General features: G+C 73.2%; 14 protein-coding genes. 9 read left to right on the top strand and 5 right to left on the bottom strand.

All coding sequences use genetic code 11. The features are described from left to right. Positions 1 to 18 precede the first annotated feature (18 nt). A complete protein-coding gene (locus ACIPXC_RS26005; RefSeq protein ID WP_401622815.1) occupies positions 19 to 999 on the bottom strand; it encodes a cyclase family protein in 981 nt (326 codons plus the stop codon). A gap of 256 nt (positions 1,000 to 1,255) precedes the next feature. On the opposite strand from ACIPXC_RS26005, the gene ACIPXC_RS26000 reads away from it, so the two are divergent. Together ACIPXC_RS26000 and ACIPXC_RS25995 are read left to right on the top strand one after the other, a co-directional pair. After that, positions 1,256 to 2,449, top strand: coding sequence for a PP2C family protein-serine/threonine phosphatase (locus ACIPXC_RS26000; RefSeq protein ID WP_401622812.1), 1,194 nt, complete (start codon positions 1,256 to 1,258; stop codon positions 2,447 to 2,449). A gap of 288 nt (positions 2,450 to 2,737) precedes the next feature. Next, on the top strand, positions 2,738 to 4,192 hold the full coding sequence (locus tag ACIPXC_RS25995) for a glyceraldehyde-3-phosphate dehydrogenase (protein WP_401622809.1): 1,455 nt from the start codon (positions 2,738 to 2,740) through the stop codon (positions 4,190 to 4,192). A gap of 122 nt (positions 4,193 to 4,314) precedes the next feature. Here the strand turns inward: ACIPXC_RS25995 and ACIPXC_RS25990 are convergent, their stop codons facing one another. The 3 genes from ACIPXC_RS25990 to ACIPXC_RS25980 all read right to left on the bottom strand — a co-directional run bounded on the left by ACIPXC_RS25990 (position 4,315) and on the right by ACIPXC_RS25980 (position 7,378). After that, positions 4,315 to 5,508 carry an MFS transporter gene (locus tag ACIPXC_RS25990; protein ID WP_401622807.1) on the bottom strand — a complete coding sequence of 398 codons (1,194 nt, stop codon included), beginning with the start codon at positions 5,506 to 5,508 and terminating at the stop codon, positions 4,315 to 4,317. Positions 5,509 to 5,550: 42 nt separating this feature from the next. After that, on the bottom strand, positions 5,551 to 6,567 hold the full coding sequence (locus tag ACIPXC_RS25985) for an NUDIX hydrolase (RefSeq protein WP_401622804.1): 1,017 nt from the start codon (positions 6,565 to 6,567) through the stop codon (positions 5,551 to 5,553). A 187-nt stretch (positions 6,568 to 6,754) separates the two neighbouring features. Beyond that, a complete protein-coding gene (locus ACIPXC_RS25980; RefSeq protein WP_401622801.1) occupies positions 6,755 to 7,378 on the bottom strand; it encodes a LysE/ArgO family amino acid transporter in 624 nt (207 codons plus the stop codon). Positions 7,379 to 7,447: 69 nt separating this feature from the next. Between ACIPXC_RS25980 and ACIPXC_RS25975 the strand changes: the two genes are divergently transcribed. The 6 genes from ACIPXC_RS25975 (at position 7,448) to ACIPXC_RS25950 (ending at position 13,439) form a co-directional block, all read left to right on the top strand. Next, positions 7,448 to 8,356: a LysR family transcriptional regulator ArgP gene (locus tag ACIPXC_RS25975; protein ID WP_401622798.1), complete on the top strand. Its 909-nt coding sequence runs from the start codon at positions 7,448 to 7,450 to the stop codon at positions 8,354 to 8,356. Positions 8,357 to 8,392: 36 nt separating this feature from the next. Next, positions 8,393 to 8,785 carry a molybdopterin-binding protein gene (locus ACIPXC_RS25970; RefSeq protein ID WP_401622795.1) on the top strand — a complete coding sequence of 131 codons (393 nt, stop codon included), beginning with the start codon at positions 8,393 to 8,395 and terminating at the stop codon, positions 8,783 to 8,785. 113 nt (positions 8,786 to 8,898) lie between these two features. Continuing rightward, positions 8,899 to 9,981 (top strand): magnesium/cobalt transporter CorA, encoded by a 1,083-nt coding sequence (corA, locus tag ACIPXC_RS25965; protein WP_401622792.1) that lies wholly within the window; start codon positions 8,899 to 8,901, stop codon positions 9,979 to 9,981. Between the two features lie 110 nt (positions 9,982 to 10,091). Continuing rightward, positions 10,092 to 10,364, top strand: a complete 273-nt coding sequence (locus tag ACIPXC_RS25960) for a hypothetical protein (protein WP_401622789.1) — start codon at positions 10,092 to 10,094, stop codon at positions 10,362 to 10,364. Between the two features lie 289 nt (positions 10,365 to 10,653). Continuing rightward, positions 10,654 to 11,007: a DUF805 domain-containing protein gene (locus ACIPXC_RS25955; protein WP_401622787.1), complete on the top strand. Its 354-nt coding sequence runs from the start codon at positions 10,654 to 10,656 to the stop codon at positions 11,005 to 11,007. Between the two features lie 212 nt (positions 11,008 to 11,219). Continuing rightward, on the top strand, positions 11,220 to 13,439 hold the full coding sequence (locus ACIPXC_RS25950) for an NADP-dependent isocitrate dehydrogenase (protein ID WP_401622784.1): 2,220 nt from the start codon (positions 11,220 to 11,222) through the stop codon (positions 13,437 to 13,439). Between the two features lie 94 nt (positions 13,440 to 13,533). Here the strand turns inward: ACIPXC_RS25950 and ACIPXC_RS25945 are convergent, their stop codons facing one another. After that, positions 13,534 to 13,998, bottom strand: coding sequence for a hypothetical protein (locus ACIPXC_RS25945; protein ID WP_401622781.1), 465 nt, complete (start codon positions 13,996 to 13,998; stop codon positions 13,534 to 13,536). Positions 13,999 to 14,602: 604 nt separating this feature from the next. On the opposite strand from ACIPXC_RS25945, the gene ACIPXC_RS25940 reads away from it, so the two are divergent. Then, the gene (locus ACIPXC_RS25940) at positions 14,603 to 16,339 is read left to right on the top strand and encodes a glycoside hydrolase family 71 protein (protein WP_401622777.1); all 1,737 of its coding nucleotides are present in this window, start codon (positions 14,603 to 14,605) and stop codon (positions 16,337 to 16,339) included. Positions 16,340 to 16,425 lie beyond the last annotated feature (86 nt).

Genomic DNA, 16,425 nt, shown 5'->3' with positions numbered 1-16,425 from the left:
TGCAGTGTTGCCCGTGCATCACAGGACCGCGACCGGATTGACCGGCGAGCCCGTCCCGCCGGGCACCCTGAGCGGCGATACGACGACCATGAACTCGTACCGCCGTGCCTCGGCGCAGGCGGCGGACAGCGCCTCCAGGTCCAGGTTGTCCAGCAGCGGCACCCCCATCGCGGCGACGGCCAGCGCGTGGACGGGCGAGTGCACGCCCTCGACCGGCGAGGGGCGCACGTCGCTGTCCCCGTCCCCGCCGAGCAGGGCGATCGCGCGCTCGGCGAGCAGCGGTACGGCGTCCACATGGAGGCCCGCCCCGGCCGCGCCGGCGTCCCAGGGGCCGAGCTCCCGCCGCCGCCGGAACCGGCCGGAGCGCAGCAGCACCGCGCAGCCCTCGTCGATCGTCACCCCGAGGGCCCGTTCCGCGGCGGCGACGTCCGTTGCGCGGACCGCGTGGCCGGGCTCCAGCCAGTCGGTTCCGAGGACGGCCGGCAGGTCGAGGAGCACGCCCTTGGTGACCAGGGGGCCGAGGGCCTCCACCGAACCGAAGCGGGCGCCCCCGGCGTCGACGGACTCCCGGGCGGGGCGGCCGTCGTAGAGCCGGCCGCGGTAGGCCACGTGGGACAGCGCGTCGAGGTGGCTCACGGCCTTGCCGTGGTAGTCGGCGGCGATGAAGTCCTTGTGCGTGGCGGGCTCGGGGGCCTCCACGTCACCGAGGTCGGACATGTAGTGCAGGGCCGGCCTGCTGTTGTCCGGGCCCGCACGGGTGTTCCACGGCAGGCCGAGCTGGACCGTCGTGCCGGACCGCACCAGGGCGGCGGCCCGGCGTACGTGGTCCGCGGTGACCCGGTTCCAGGCGCCGCGGTCGGCCGGGGACCAACGCCCCCAGGTGCTGACCGAGGCGAAGAGGGAGTCGAACTCGGCACGCGACACCGCGGGCCCGCTCCCGGCCGTCTCCGGCGGAGTGCCGGGCCCGGCACCCACGCCGTCCGCGGGGCCGCCGCTCATCCGGTGCTCACCTGTCGCTCCTCCACGGCTCGTGCGGCTGCGGCGCTCCCCGGCCCGGGACACGGCCCCGGTGTGCGCACGCAAGCACATGCCCGCAGCCCCCCGGCCCTACGCCGGGAACGCCGCAAGGTCGGCCGTACGGAGGTGCGGCCGCCCGGCCGCCCGGTCGGTCGGTCGCGCAGCGGCGCCCGAGCACCCCGAGCGCCCCGGGGGCGGCGAGTGGCGGCGACCAGCCCTGACGGCGCAGGCTGTAAGCATGCGGGCGCCCAGCCGCCCCTCTTCCCGACCGGGAGGCAGCGGCCACCACCACCAGGTCCTCTTCGTCCTCGCGGAGTGTGTGCCCTTCGCGATCGCGCTCCTGGTGCTGGCCATCGAGTTCACGCCCGCGCACGTCCTGTACACCGGGCCCTTCCTGGTGGCCACGCCGGCGCTGGCCGCGGTGACCATGGGTCCCAAGGGCACCATCGCGGCGGCGGGCCTGGCCGTCGCGGTGAGCGTGGCCACCGCCACGTACAACCAGGCGTGGGGCAACCAGCAGGTCTACAGCAACTTCCTCGCCCTCTTCCTTGTGTCGGTGGCCAGCGTGACGACCAGCCGCATGGCCCGTGCGCGCAGCGCGAGCGAGCTGAACCAGGTCCGCCGGATCGCCTCGGCGGCGCAGAAGGTCCTGCTGCGGCCCGTTCCCGAACAGCTGGGCCCGCTCCGCGCGGCCAGCCTGTACCTGGCGGCCGAGAAGGGCGCCCAGATCGGAGGGGACCTCTACGAGGCCATGGAGACCCGGTACGGGATCCGGATGATCGTGGGGGACGTCCGCGGCAAGGGACTGCCCGCCGTCCGCACGGCCGCCGCGGTGCTGGGGGCCTTCCGGGAGGCCGTCTACTACGAGGAGGACCTGGTGGACGTCGTCCGGCACTGTGAGGCGGCCCTGCGCCGGGACGCCGCGGTGCCCGGCGCGGTCGACGAGGAGGCGCTCGTGGAGGGCTTCGTCACCGCGGTGGTGGCCCAGGTGCCGGACGCGCACGTGGTCGAGGTGGTCAACCGCGGCCATCCGCCGCCGTTGCTGCTGCGCGACGGGAAGGTCCAGGCCCTGATGCCCGGCTCCCCGCTGCCGCCGCTCGGCCTCGGCGAGTTCATCGAGGGCCCGCCCGGTACGCGCGAGCGCTATCCCTTCCTGCCGGGCGACCGCCTGCTGCTGCACACCGACGGCGTCAACGAGGCCCGCGACCGCGGCAACACCTTCTTCGACCTGCCCGGGGCCATGGAGGCCATGGAGGCCACGGAGGCGAGGGACGCCGTGGAAGCGGCGGCGAAGGAGCGGGACCGCGGGCCCCGGGAGTTCCTGGACCGGCTGTGCCAGGCCCTGGTCCGCCATACCGAGGACCGGCTGGCGGACGACGTGGCGATGATCCTCGTCGAACGGCTCGACGACGCGGGAGGGCCGGCCCGATGACCCGGGTGCGGTGGCTCCTGGTGCGCGGCGACGACTCCGGACCGGGCTGCTCCGTCCTCGACGGGAGAGCGGACCCGCGGGCCCCGCGGGCCCCGGGCGGCCTGGGGGCTGGTCGATCCGGACGGCCGCCCGCTGGGGCCGAGGCTGCCCAGGAGGTTCTGCACGGGGCTGCGTACCGGCGCTGACCGGGGCGAACCCGGACGGCGCGCGGTGTGACGGGACCCCTTAAGCGGCCAATGAGTAGTGGGGTTAGCATATGAGCGCCGCCTAGCTCGAAAGATAAAGCCTGTGACTGTCAACGAGGACTCGTTCACCAACTGGAACCACCGCGAGGAGATCGCGGAGGCGATGATCCCGATCATCGGGAAGCTGCACCGGGAGCGGGACGTCAACATCCTGCTCCACAGCCGCTCCCTGGTGAACAAATCGGTGGTCAGCATCCTCAAGACCCACCGCTTCGCCCGGCAGATCGACGGCGAGGAGCTGTCGGTCACCGAGACCATGCCGTTCCTGCAGGCGCTCACCGCGCTGGACCTCGGTCCCTCCCAGATCGACCTCGGCATGCTCGCCGCCACCTACAAGGCCGACGACCAGGGCCTGTCGGTGGAGGAGTTCACCGCCCAGGCCGTCGCCGGTGCCACGGGCGAGAACAAGCTGGAGCGCAGCGAGGGCCGCGACGTCGTCCTGTACGGCTTCGGCCGCATCGGCCGCCTGGTCGCCCGCCTGCTCATCGAGAAGGCCGGTTCCGGCAAGGGCCTGCGTCTGCGGGCCATCGTCGTCCGCGGCGGCGGCGAGCGGGCCGCCGAGGACATCGTCAAGCGCGCCTCGCTGCTGCGCCGCGACTCGATCCACGGCCAGTTCCAGGGCACGATCACCGTGGACGAGGCCAACAGCACCATCGTCGCCAACGGCAACGCGATCAAGGTGATCTACGCCAACGACCCCTCCGAGGTCGACTACACGGCGTACGGCATCAAGGACGCCATCCTCGTCGACAACACGGGCAAGTGGCGCGACCGCGAGGGGCTGTCCAAGCACCTGCGCCCCGGCATCGACAAGGTCGTCCTGACCGCCCCGGGCAAGGGCGACGTCCCGAACATCGTCCACGGCGTCAACCACGACACCGTCAAGCCGGACGAGCGGATCCTGTCCTGCGCGTCCTGCACCACCAACGCGATCGTCCCGCCGCTGAAGGCCATGGACGACGAGTACGGTGTGCTGCGCGGCCACGTCGAGACCGTCCACTCGTTCACGAACGACCAGAACCTGCTGGACAACTACCACAAGGCCGACCGCCGCGGCCGCTCCGCGCCGCTGAACATGGTCATCACCGAGACCGGCGCCGCCTCCGCCGTCGCCAAGGCGCTGCCCGACCTCAAGGCGCCCATCACCGGCAGCTCGATCCGCGTCCCCGTCCCGGACGTCTCGATCGCCATCCTCAGCCTGCGCCTGGGCCGCGAGACCACCCGCGAGGAGGTCCTCGACCACCTGCGCGACGTCTCGCTGAACTCGCCGCTGAAGCGCCAGATCGACTTCACCACCGCGCCCGACGCCGTCTCCATGGACTTCGTCGGCTCGCGCCACGCGTCCATCGTCGACGCCGGCGCCACCAAGGTCGACGGCGACAACGCGATCCTCTACCTCTGGTACGACAACGAGTTCGGCTACTCGTGCCAGGTCATCCGCGTGGTCCAGCACGTCTCCGGCGTGGAGTACCCGACCTACCCGGCCCCGGCGGTCTGATCCCGCCCGGACCCCTGCCGACGCCGCCGCCCCGCCGCTCCGCGCCGCGGGGCGGCGGTGTTCCCGCGCCCGCCCGCGCCCGCCCGCGCCCGCCCGCCCGCCCGGGTCGGCCGGGTCGGCCGTCACGCGTCGGCGGGCACCGGCCGCCGCAGCAGGTACACGGCGGCGACCGAGACCAGGGCAGCCATGCACGCGATGAACGCCAGCCCGGCGCCCTCCAGGCCGATCGGTTCCACGAGCAGCCCCACCCCGATCACCGGTACGGAGATGCCCGCGTAGGCCACGACGAACAGCGTCGAGATCACCGCCGCGCGCCGGTCCGGCGGCGAGACCGCGGCCACCGCCGACAAGGCCCCGCGGAACGCCAGCCCCTGCCCGACCCCGCCGACCAGCGCGCTCGCCACCACCAGCGCCAGCAGGTCCCACACCAGGGCGCCCGCGAGCAGCGCCAGCCCGGCGAGCAGCCCCGCGCAGCCCAGTGGCAGCGACCGCCGCACCCCGACCCGGCCGACCGCCAGCTGCCCGGCGGTCGAGGCGAAGAACGCCAGCGCGACGACCAGCCCGCTGACGGCGTGGTTGTGCACGTCGAGGGACTGTGCGAGGAAGGCGGGGCTGACCGAGGTGAACACCCCGAAGAGCGCGAAGCCGACGAACGCGGCGATCGCCGCCGGCCCGAACACCGACCGCACCTGCGGGGGTACGCCCGGCCGCTGCGGCCGCACCGTGCTCAGCGGCCGCCGCTCGCGCACGGTCTCGTCCAGGCCCAGCAGGACGGCGGCCGAGACGACCACCAGGAACAGGTGAACCGCGAACGGCAGGTACAGCGGCCAGGGGGCGTACTGCGCGAGCACACCGGCGAGCAGGGGGCCGCAGCCCAGCCCGCCCATGTTGGCGGCCGTCGCCACGAACGTGGCCCGCGAGGCCCCGCCGGCGGGCGCCAGCTCCATGACGTAGACCGTCGCCGCCCCGGTGAACAGCCCGGCGGACAGCCCCGACAGCAGCCGTCCCGCGTACAGCCAGCCCAGCGCGGTGGCTCCCAGGAAGCAGACGGCGCTGGCCGCGGAGAAGCCCAGGCCCGCCAGCAGCACCGGCCGCCGGCCGACGGCGTCCGAGGCGTTGCCCGCCAGCAGGAGCACCCCGATGACCCCGAAGGCGTACACGGCGTACACGACGGTCACCACGAGTTCGGAGAACCCGAACTTCTCCTGGTAGAGGGGGTAGAGCGGGGTCGGCAGGGTGGTGCCGGCCATGCACACGGCGAACACCGCCCCGGCGAGCAAGCACTGGCGCCACCCGCGGCGGCGATCACCGTCCATGCCGCCGACGGTAACCCGCGCTCCGCGGCTCCGCAGGACGGGTCAGGGGCGGCCCTCGTGGAGCTCCAGCGGGCCCGTGCCGCGGGCCCGGGCCGCGAGGCAGGCGGTGATCTGGCGCCGCAGGGCGCCCTTGACCAGGGTGCGGAGCTCCTCGCGCGGGACGGTCCGCCACTGCAGCAGCTCGGCCGGGTCCAGCCGGATGCGGGCCAGGGCCGGGCCGTCGAGGACGCCACCGTCGTAGAGGAAACGGATCCGGGCCGGACGGCCCGGCTTGTGCGACCAGTTCACAGCGAGCAGCCGGCCCGGGGCCAGGTCGAGGCCGAGCTCCTCACGGACCTCCCGCCGGGCGGCGGCGCGCGGGATCTCGCCCAGATCGCTGTCGATGCCGCCGCCCGGCAGGTTCCAGCGGTCGGTGCGGCCGTACGCGGGCTGCACCAGCAGGATCCGGCCGTCGGCCGAGGTGAACAGCACGCTCGCCGCGGTCAGGGCCTTCGGGCGGCTGGCCCGGTGGCTGGCGGCATCGAGTCCGCCCGCGTGCTCCAGGGCCGCGCGCCGCGCCGGATCCAGACCGGCCGGCGAGCCCGGCTGGGGCACACCGTCGACCAGGTGGGCGAAGGAGCCGGTGTGCAGCGCGGCCAGTGCGGCGCGCAGCCGGGGCGCGACCCGGGCGGGCAGGACCGCGCAGGCCTCCTCCGGTCCCAGCCAGCGCGCCGCGGCGGTCGCGCCGCCGGTGGAGGTGACCGCCGCGGCCTCCTGCGGCGAGAGCGGCCCGACGAGGTGGACGTGGACGATCAGGGAGCGGCCGAGCGGACCGGGCGGCCGGGAGTCCACCGCGAGCAGTCGGCCGACCGGCACGCCCAGCGCCAGTTCCTCCCGCAGCTCGCGCGCCAGCCCCTGCTCCGGCGTCTCGGTCTCCTCGACCGTGCTGCCGGGCAGCTCCGGGTCCACGGTGTCCGCGGTGGTCCGTACGAGGATCCGCCCGCGGGTGTCGAGGACGACCCCGGTGGCGGTCACGAGCGGCGCCGGCCGGGCCGCGTCGGGGGAGGGGCGGTGGGGCACGGCGGGCTCCTGGGACTCGGGTCGTCGGCAAGCACTATGCCCCTTCCGCCGGCCGTGCCCACCGCCGACATGCGCCTCCCCTCCCGCCAGGCCCGACACCCTGCGGCCCCGGCCTGCGGCTCCGGCCTGCGGCTCCGGCCTGCGGCCTGCGGCCTGCGGCCTCGTCGCCCGCTGCCCCCGGGAGGGGCTACGCGCGGGCCACGAGGAGGCCGCCCATCGTGACCATCGTCGCCGCGACGAGGCCGTCCATGACGCGCCAGGCCGAGGGGCGGCCGAGGAGTCCGCGCAGCAGCCGGGCCCCGTAGCCCAGGGTGGTGAACCAGGTCAGGCTGGCCAGGCCGGCCCCCAGGCCGAAGGCCCAGCGCAGGTCGCCGCGGTCGGCGGCGAGGGAGCCGACGAGCAGCACCGTGTCCAGGTAGACGTGGGGGTTCAGCCAGGTCAGGGCCAGGCAGGTCAGCACGGCCCCGCGGGCGGACCCGGAGGACGCTCCCTCCGCGCTGAGGGCGGCGCCGGAACCGGGCCGCAGCACCCGGCGGGCGGCCAGGACCCCGTAGCAGACGAGGAACGCGCCCCCGGCCAGGGCCACGACGGTCAGTGCGGCGGGCCAGGCGGTCACGAAGGCACCGACCCCGGCGACTCCGAGGGCGATGAGCAGCGCGTCGGAGACGGCGCAGACGGCGACCACGGCGAGGACCGCCTGCCGGCGCACCCCCTGACGGAGGACGAACGCGTTCTGCGCGCCGATGGCGACGATGAGGGAGAGTCCGGTGCCGAAGCCCGCCAGGGCCGCGGGGATGAAGCCGTGTGTCATGGCTCCGACCGTAGGCAGCCCGAAGCTTTCAGTACAGCTAAAGGTTTTTACGTACCATTAGCTCTCGTGATGGACGAGCTTCCCCTGGACCAGGTGCGCACGCTGCTCGCCGTGGTGGACGAGGGCACCTTCGACGCGGCGGCCGCCGCCCTGCACGTGACGCCCTCGGCGGTCAGCCAGCGGGTCAAGGCCCTCGAACAGCGCACCGGGCGGGTGCTGGTGATGCGGACGAAACCCGTGCGGGCCACGGCATCCGGGGAGGTCGTGGTCCGTTTCGCCCGGCAGCTGGCCCGGCTGGAGCGGGACGCGCGCGCCGAGCTCGGCATGTCCGACGACAGGGGCCCGGTACGGCTGCCGATCGCGGTCAACGCGGACTCCCTCGCGACCTGGTTCCTGCCGGTGCTGGCGAGCCTCCCGCAGGATCCGCCGGTCTGCGTCGAGCTGCACCGCGAGGACGAGTCGCACACCACGGCCCTGCTCCGCGAGGGACAGGTGATGGCCGCGGTGACCTCCTCCCCGGACCAGGTCGCCGGGTGCAGCGTACGGATGCTGGGACTGGCGCGGTACCTGCCGACGGCCAGCCCCGCCTTCGCCGCCCGGTACCTGACGGGCACGCCGGAGCGGGACCTGCGGGAGGCGCCGACGATCGTCTTCGACCGCAAGGACGACCTCCAGGACGCCTTCGTCCGCTCGCTGACCGGGGACGCGTCGGCGGGGGCGGGCCCGGTGCGCCACCACGTGCCGACGTCGGAGGGCTTCCGCGACGCCGTCGTCGCCGGTCTGGGATGGGGGCTGGTGCCGGAGCAGCAGGCGGGCCCGCTCGTACGCACGGGCGAGCTGGTACTGCTGGTTCCCCGGCGGCCGATGGACGTACCGCTGTACTGGCAGCAGTGGAAGCTGGACTCGCCCGCCCTGTCGACGGTGGCGGACGTGGTCGCGGCGGCGGCCGCGGCGGCGCTGCGCAGCCCCGCGGAGTGATCACCGGGCGACGGCATGGGCATAGGCTTGCGGACCATGGAGTCCTACACGATCGGCCAGGCGGCCCGGCTGCTCGGCGTGAGCGTCGACACGGCCCGGCGCTGGGCGGACGCCGAACGGTTCCCCACCCGCCGCGAGGGCACGCGAAGGATGGTGGACGGGCCGGACCTGGCCGCGTTCTGCGTCGAGGCCGCACAGGAGGCCGCCGAGGGCGAGGAGGCCGCGTACACCTCGGCGCGCAACGCCTTCCCGGGCATCGTCACCGGGGTGAAGCTCGGCACGGTCGACGCGCAGGTGGAGATCCAGGCCGGTCCCCACCGCATCGTGTCGCTGCTGACGCGGGAGGCGGTCGAGGAACTCGGCCTGGAGGTGGGCGCGCGGGCCACGGCTCGCGTGAAGTCCACCAGCGTGTTCATCGACCGGGTCTGAGTCCCGCCCGCGGCGACGGCGGGCGCCGTCCGGGCGGTGAGCCCGGCCGGGGGCGGCCCGGAGACGGTGGCAGACTGGCGGCTGATCCGCCGAAGGGGAGTACGCCGTTGTCCATGTTCAGCAACCTGCGCCGGGCCGTGCGGCGCAGCTACCGCAGGGCCGTCGACCTCAGCCACCCCGCACGCTCCCCGCTCGGCAGCGCGGTGGTCAACTGCCTCGTCTACCGGGACGGGGTACGGCAGGAGGACTGCTCGGAGGTCGAGGAGGCGCTGCGCCGGGTCCGCAAGACGGGCGACGGCTTCGTCTGGATCGGCCTGCACGAGCCCGAGCAGGCGGAGCTCGCCGGGCTCGCGGAGCTGTTCGGCCTGCACCCGCTCGCCGTCGAGGACGCCGTGCACGCGCACCAGCGGCCCAAGGTGGAACGCTACGGCGACACGCTGTTCTCCGTCTTCAGGACCGTGCGCTACGTGGAGCACGAGGAGCTGACCGCGACCAGCGAGGTGGTGGAGACCGGCGAGCTGATGGCCTTCACCGGCCAGGACTTCGTCATCACCATCCGGCACGGCGGCCGCAGCACCCTGGGCCCGGTGCGCGAGGAACTGGAGAGCGACCCGGAGCAGTTGCTCAAGGGGCCGGCGGCGGTCCTGCACGCCATCGCCGACCACGTGGTCGACGACTACATGGCCGTCACGGACGCCGTGCAGAACGACATCGACGCCGTGGAGACCGCGGTGTTCAGCGAGGACGGCGGGCGCGGCGACGCCGGCCGGATCTACCAGCTCAAGCGCGAACTCCTGGCGCTGCGCAGGGCGGTGGCACCACTGGGCCGCCCGCTCGAACAGCTGGCCACGCAGCCGATACCGGTCATCCCGCCGGAGATCCGCGCGTACTTCCGGGACGTGGCCGACCACGTGACCCGGGCCACCGACCAGATCGGCGCCTACGACAACCTCCTGGACTCCATCCTCCAGGCCCACCTCGCGCAGGTGACGGTCGCCCAGAACGAGGACATGCGCAAGATCACGGCATGGGCGGCGATCGTGGCCGTCCCCACCATGGTCTGCGGTGTCTACGGCATGAACTTCGACCACATGCCGGAGCTGCACTGGACGTACGGCTACCCGCTCGTCCTCGCCGTGATGGCGCTCGCCTGCTTCGTCATCCACCGCGGCTTCCGTCGCAACGGCTGGCTCTGACATGGCCCGCGGCTTAGGCACCGTGGCCCGCGCCGCCGCCGTCGTGGCCCTGTCGCTCGCGGGATGCGCGAGCGGCGGAGCCGCCCCGGGGGACGAACCCGCCGCAGGCGGTGCCCGCTTCACCCCGCTCGACCGTCTGGAAGCGGTCCAGGTGGCCGGCGGCCTCCCGGCCGACGTCGGGGGCGCCGTCCTCCGTCCTGGCCGAACTCCACTACGGTCACGGTCGCCTGACGGCCTACGTCCGGGGAGACTCGTGCGCAATCGTCGCCGTCCCGGAGCCGGACGGCGCCGGAGCGGTCCCGATCCACCTCGTGGCGAAGCGGCCCGCCGGGGGAGAGGGGAGCGACTGGAAGGTCTACGGCGACTCCTTCCGCATCGGTTGAAGGCACCGGCCGGCGGGCGGCCGTGGTGTCGCGGCGCGGTAACGATGTGCATAACGATCCGGGTGGCTCCCGGGGTGTCAAGTAGGCCTCTCGCGAGGACGATTCGGACGTCCCGGGACATGGCGTCGTGGTTGTGTCCCGTAACGCGTAACTCCGGTGCCGGAAATCGGGCAGTCCGGCTGATTTGCCGGTCCCGTAAGTGGCTTGACCCCGACGTAAGGGGGGCATAAGTTCTGCCCCGGCTTGCTCCAGCAGGACGGGCCGAACACACCGTCCTCTGGGGGGACCCATGAACTACTACGTAGACGTTCTGAAGAAGTACGTCGTCTTCTCGGGCCGCGCCCGCCGCCAGGAATTCTGGATGTTCTTCCTGTGCAACCTGGCCGTCTCGACCGTCCTCTGGATCATCGACACCGTCATCGGTGCGAGCGGCATCCTCTCCGGCCTGTACAGCCTGGCGATCCTGCTGCCGTCCCTCGGTCTCGCGGTCCGTCGTCTGCACGACACGGACAAGTCCGCCTGGTGGCTGCTGCTCTACTTCATCCCGTTCCTCGGCTGGATCGCCCTGATCGTCATGTGGGCCCTCCCGGGCAACGAGCAGCCGAACAAGTACGGCTCGAACCCGAAGGTCCTCGCGGCCTGACCTGGCCCGCGGGCCTGAACGCCTGAGCGCCGCCCCCGGCCGGGAACAGCCGGGGGCGGCGCTCTCGCCTTTTCCGGGGCCCGCCGGAGCCCGCGTGACATGCGTCTCGCGGACTGGCGGCCGGGGGCTGTGCTGACCGGCCCGATCACGAGATATCTTGATGTCGAGCAATGTTGCAGACGAGAGACGCAGACTGTGGAGCGGAGCATCCGGTGACTGACTCGACCATCATCTACACGCACACTGACGAGGCCCCGGCCCTCGCGACGTATTCCTTCCTGCCTGTGGTCCAGGCGTACGCGTCGACGGCCGGTGTGAATGTCGAGACCCGTGACATCTCCCTGGCCGGTCGGATCATCGCCGTGTTCCCCGAGTACCTTGAGGAGGGCCAGCGGATCGCCGACGCCCTCGCCGAGCTCGGCGAGCTGGCGAAGACCCCGGAAGCCAACATCATCAAGCTTCCGAACATCTCGGCTTCGATCCCGCAGCTGAAGGCCGCGGTCGCCGAGCTCCAGGCCCAGGGCTACGCCCTCCCGGACTACCCGGACGACCCGAAGACCGACGAGGAGCGCGACATCCGCGCCCGCTACGACAAGGTCAAGGGCAGCGCCGTCAACCCGGTCCTGCGCGAGGGCAACTCCGACCGACGCGCCCCCGGCTCGGTCAAGAACTACGCCAAGACCCACCCGCACCGCATGGGCGCCTGGACCCCCGAGTCGAAGACGAACGTCGCCACCATGGGCGCGAACGACTTCCGCTCCACCGAGAAGTCCGCCGTCATCGCCGAGGCCGGCACCCTGCGTATCGAGCACGTCGCCGCCGACGGCGCCGTCACCGTGCTGCGCGAGTCCGTACCGGTCCTCGCCGGCGAGGTCGTCGACGCGTCCGTCATGCACGTCGACGCGCTGCGCACCTTCCTCAACGACCAGATCGAGCGTGCCAAGGCCGAGAACGTCCTGTTCTCCGTGCACCTCAAGGCCACGATGATGAAGGTCTCCGACCCGATCGTCTTCGGTCACGTGGTCCGCGCCTTCCTGCCGAAGACCTTCGCCCGCTACGGCGAGACCCTCGCCGCCGCCGGCCTGTCGCCCAACGACGGCCTCGGCGCCATCCTGAACGGCCTGGGCTCCCTGCCCGAGGGCGACGCGATCAAGGCCTCCATCGACGCCGAGATCGCCGAGGGCCCGGCCCTCGCCATGGTCGACTCGGACAAGGGCATCACCAACCTGCACGTGCCGTCCGACGTGATCGTCGACGCCTCCATGCCGGCCATGATCCGCACCTCGGGCCACATGTGGGGCCCCGACGGCAACGAGGCCGACACCCTCGCCGTCCTCCCGGACAGCAGCTACGCCGGTGTCTACCAGGCCGTCGTCGACGACTGCCGCGCCCACGGCGCCTTCGACCCCGCCACCATGGGCTCCGTGCCGAACGTCGGCCTCATGGCGCAGAAGGCCGAGGAGTACGGCAGCCACGACAAGACCTTCGAGATCGCCGCCGCGGGCACCGTCCGCGTCGTCGACGCCGCGGGCAACACGGTCCTGGAGCAGGAGGTCGCCGCAGGCGACATCTTCCGCGCCTGCCAGACCAAGGACCTGCCCATCCAGGACTGGGTCAAGCTCGCCGTCACCCGCGCCCGCGCCACCGGCGCCCCGGCCGTCTTCTGGCTCGACGAGAACCGCGCCCACGACGCGCAGCTGATCGCCAAGGTCAAGGCGTACCTCGCGGAGCACGACACCGAGGGCCTCACCATCGAGATCCTCTCCCCGGTCGAGGCCACGAAGTACTCCCTGGAGCGCATCCGCCGCGGCGAGGACACCATCTCGGTGACCGGCAACGTGCTGCGTGACTACCTGACCGACCTCTTCCCGATCCTGGAGCTGGGCACCAGCGCCAAGATGCTGTCGGTCGTCCCGCTCATGAACGGCGGCGGTCTCTTCGAGACGGGCGCCGGCGGCTCCGCCCCGAAGCACGTGCAGCAGCTGGTCAAGGAGAACTACCTGCGCTGGGACAGCCTGGGTGAGTTCTTCGCGCTGGCGGCCAGCTTCGAGCACCTCGCCACCACCACCGGCAACGCCCGCGCCCAGGTGCTGGCCGACACCCTGGACCGCGCGACCGGCACCTTCCTGGGCGAGGACAAGTCGCCGAGCCGCAAGCTGGGCGGCATCGACAACCGCGGCAGCCACTTCTACCTCGCCCTGTACTGGGCGCAGGAGCTGTCCCGCCAGATCGACGACCCGAAGCTGGCCGCGGCCTTCGAGCCGCTCGCCAAGACCCTCGCCGAGCGCGAGGAGGCCATCGTCGGTGAGCTCGTCGCGGTGCAGGGCTCCCCGGCCGAGATCGGCGGCTACTACCAGCCCGACCCGGCCAAGGCCGCGGCGATCATGCGCCCCTCCGCGACTCTGAACGAGGCGCTCGGCCTGCTCGGCTGACACCCGTCGACGCGTTCCGCCCCGGTCGGCCCCGGGCCCGGCCGGGGCGGACCCGTGCCCGGCCGGGCACGGGGCGGTGGGCGGATACGCGGGGTCACAGGCGGTGGATGCGCTCCTGCTCGAAGGCCAGCGGGGACCGTCCGGCGGCCAGGATCCGCAGCCCCGGGGCCACGGCCAGCAGTCTGCGCAGCCAGGCCAGGGCGTCCTGGCCCAGCTGCTCGGTGCCGTCCAGGACGAGCAGCATGTCCCGCTCGGCCAGCCACGACGCCGCGTACGTCGTCGTTGCGCAGGGTGGCGCGGACACGCCCGGTACGGAGCCCAGCTCGGCCGTCAGTTCGCGGACGCCGTAGCGGCCCTCCAGCGGATCGAGGTCCACGACGGCCACCCCGTCGTAGAAGTTGGACGCGAGCCGCCGCGCGATCTCCCGCACCAGCAGGCTCCGCGGCTCGCGGAACCCGCCCGCGACGGTGAGCACCCGCCCCCGTCGGACGGCGGTGAGCAGCCGGGACATCTCGGCGGAGGTCGCCGGGAGCCTTTCGGTCGACCCTGATTCCCCCATCGGCACGATGCCCCCCATCGCATGCGTGACCAAGTACGGCCGCGCCCACAGGGATCTTCCGGCCGCGTGACGACGATTATGCGCCACTTGCGCCGTATCGCTAGGGGAATGTCGCATTCCGGTCAGGGGGTCCGCTCCCGCCCAGGTCAGGGCCTTCCGCGCGACACGCGGCGGTAGGGCCGCCCCCGTGCGCAGGGGAGGGGGAGCGCCGTGGGGACCTGCCGGCAGGCCGTCGTGGACACCGGCCCCGCCTGCCCGGTCGAGGCCGTCGGCACCTGGTACGCCACGGCGGCGCCGACCCGGTGCTGTGACCGCCGCCGCCCTCGGCCGGGCGCCGGGTCACGGGTCAGCGGATCCGGGTGCCCGCGCGCACGATCCGACGACGCGTGGAACGCCGGGCTCCGCAGGGCTGCGCCACCCGCGGGACGGGGCCGGCCGGGGCGCCCCGGGCCCGTCTCCGACTGACCCCGCGGTCTGCGTAGTTCCCGTCGTGCGTGTGACGTACGTGCCAGGGCCCCGCTCCTGGGAACGGTTGTCCGGGAGCCGGTAATGGGCTCTACTGCTGTCCAGCCCCCACCGGGGTGCCATCGCGGGAGGGGCCAGCATGACAGCGGACCGGCGTACGGACCGGCGAGCAGGACGAAGAACGCGCGGCGGGGACCGGGCGGAACGGCCCGTCTCGCACCGGCGCCGGCCCGCCGTGCGGGGCGGTCGGCCGCTCCTGGCCATGGTGCTCTCCGCCTTCCTCCTCGTCGGCGTCTGCGCGGCCGCCGGCATCGCCTGGGACCCGCTCAGCGGGACCCCCGAGCAGAACGCCACGGCCCAGGGCGCCGCCGCCCCGCAGGCGACCGGGCCCGGCTCCGGCCCGGACACCGGCACGGCCGAGCCGCAGCCGGAGCAGAGCCCGGCGCCCACCAAGGGCGCGGCGGCCAAGGGCAATCCCGACGGAGCGGTGGACTCCGGTACCGGGCGCCCGGCCGGCGCCCTGCCCTTCGACATGCCCCAGCCGGCCGCCCTGCGCTCCGGCGAAGCGGGCAAGAAGCTGGTGTTCGCCCACTACTTCACCCCGTACCCGCTCTCCCTCGACAACGCGGGCGCGGACAGCGACTACTACACGCGCAACTACCTCAACCCCGACGGCGAGAGTGGCAAACACGGCAGGTACGGCGGCCTGCTGCGCGACCGCCCGCTGCCGGTCACGCCCAAGAGCGGCGACTGGGAGTACGCCAACCTCCAGCAGGAGGTACGCACGGCACGTGCCGCCGGTATCGACGGCTTCACCCTCGACCTGCTCTCCCTCTCGGGCAGGAACTGGGACCGTTGCAACCTCCTCATGGCGGCGGCCCGTTCCGTGGACCCCTCCTTCAAGATCATGCTGATGCCGGACATGACCTCGCTGAAGACCGACGACCCGCGCGTGCTCGCCGGGGCCGTCGCCACGCTCGCCGACGCCTCCGCCGCACACCGGCTCCCCGACGGCCGGCTCGTCGTCTCCCCCTTCAAGGCGGAGGCGAAGAGCGTGACCTGGTGGAAGGAGGTCATCCGGGTCCTTGAGGCGGACCACGGCATCCGCACCGCCTTCGTCCCGCTCTTCCTCGACTTCGGCGCCCACAGCGGCGACTTCGCCCCGATCAGCCACGGGTTCTCCGAGTGGGGCAGCCGCAGCTACGTCGGCCAGGAGAGCTCCACACGCGACGTCCGGCGGGCCCACGGCATGGGCAAGATCTGGATGCAGCCCGTGTCCGTGCAGGACGCACGACCCAACCAGGGCATCTACGACGAGGCCGGCAACACCGCGACCCTGCGCGCCACATGGACGCGCGCCATCGAGGACGGCGCCGACTGGGTCCAGCTCACCACCTGGAACGACTACTCCGAGGGCAGCCAGTTCGCACCGTCGCTGCACAACGGCCACGCCTACCTCGACCTGACCTCGTACTACCTGACCCGGTTCAAGACGGGCGGCTGGCCGAAGATCGTCCGGGACACCCTGTACCTCTCGGCGCGCACGCAGTTCGCGGACGCGGACCCCACGGGCGACCAGTCGCTGGTCATGTCGCTGCGCAAGGGGAGCGCTCCCGCCCGCGACACGGTGGAGGTGCTCAGCTTCCTGACCGAACCCGCGTCCGTGCGCACGACCGTCGGCACGACCCGGGGCGGCCACGACGCCCCGGCCGGGATCCACTCCAAGCTGCTGCCGCTGAAGACGGGCACCAGCGCGGCCCACGTCGTCCGGGACGGGAAGGCAACGGCCAAGGTCGACCTGCCGTTCCGCGTCGACCACGAGGTGGAGGTCCAGGACCTCCAGTACCACGCGGCCACAAGCGGCCGCGAACCGTAGGCGGGGCGAGTTCCGGACGGGTGGCCGGGGGCGGGCTTTCCGGGGGGTGCGGTGGCGGGGGATGATCCCGGCGACAGCCGCGCCGC

The organism is Streptomyces sp. NPDC090021, assembly GCF_044748225.1.
GTDB lineage: Bacteria > Actinomycetota > Actinomycetes > Streptomycetales > Streptomycetaceae > Streptomyces.
Note: the sequence above shows the minus strand (reverse complement) of the source record. Positions and strands in the feature narration are given on the sequence as shown.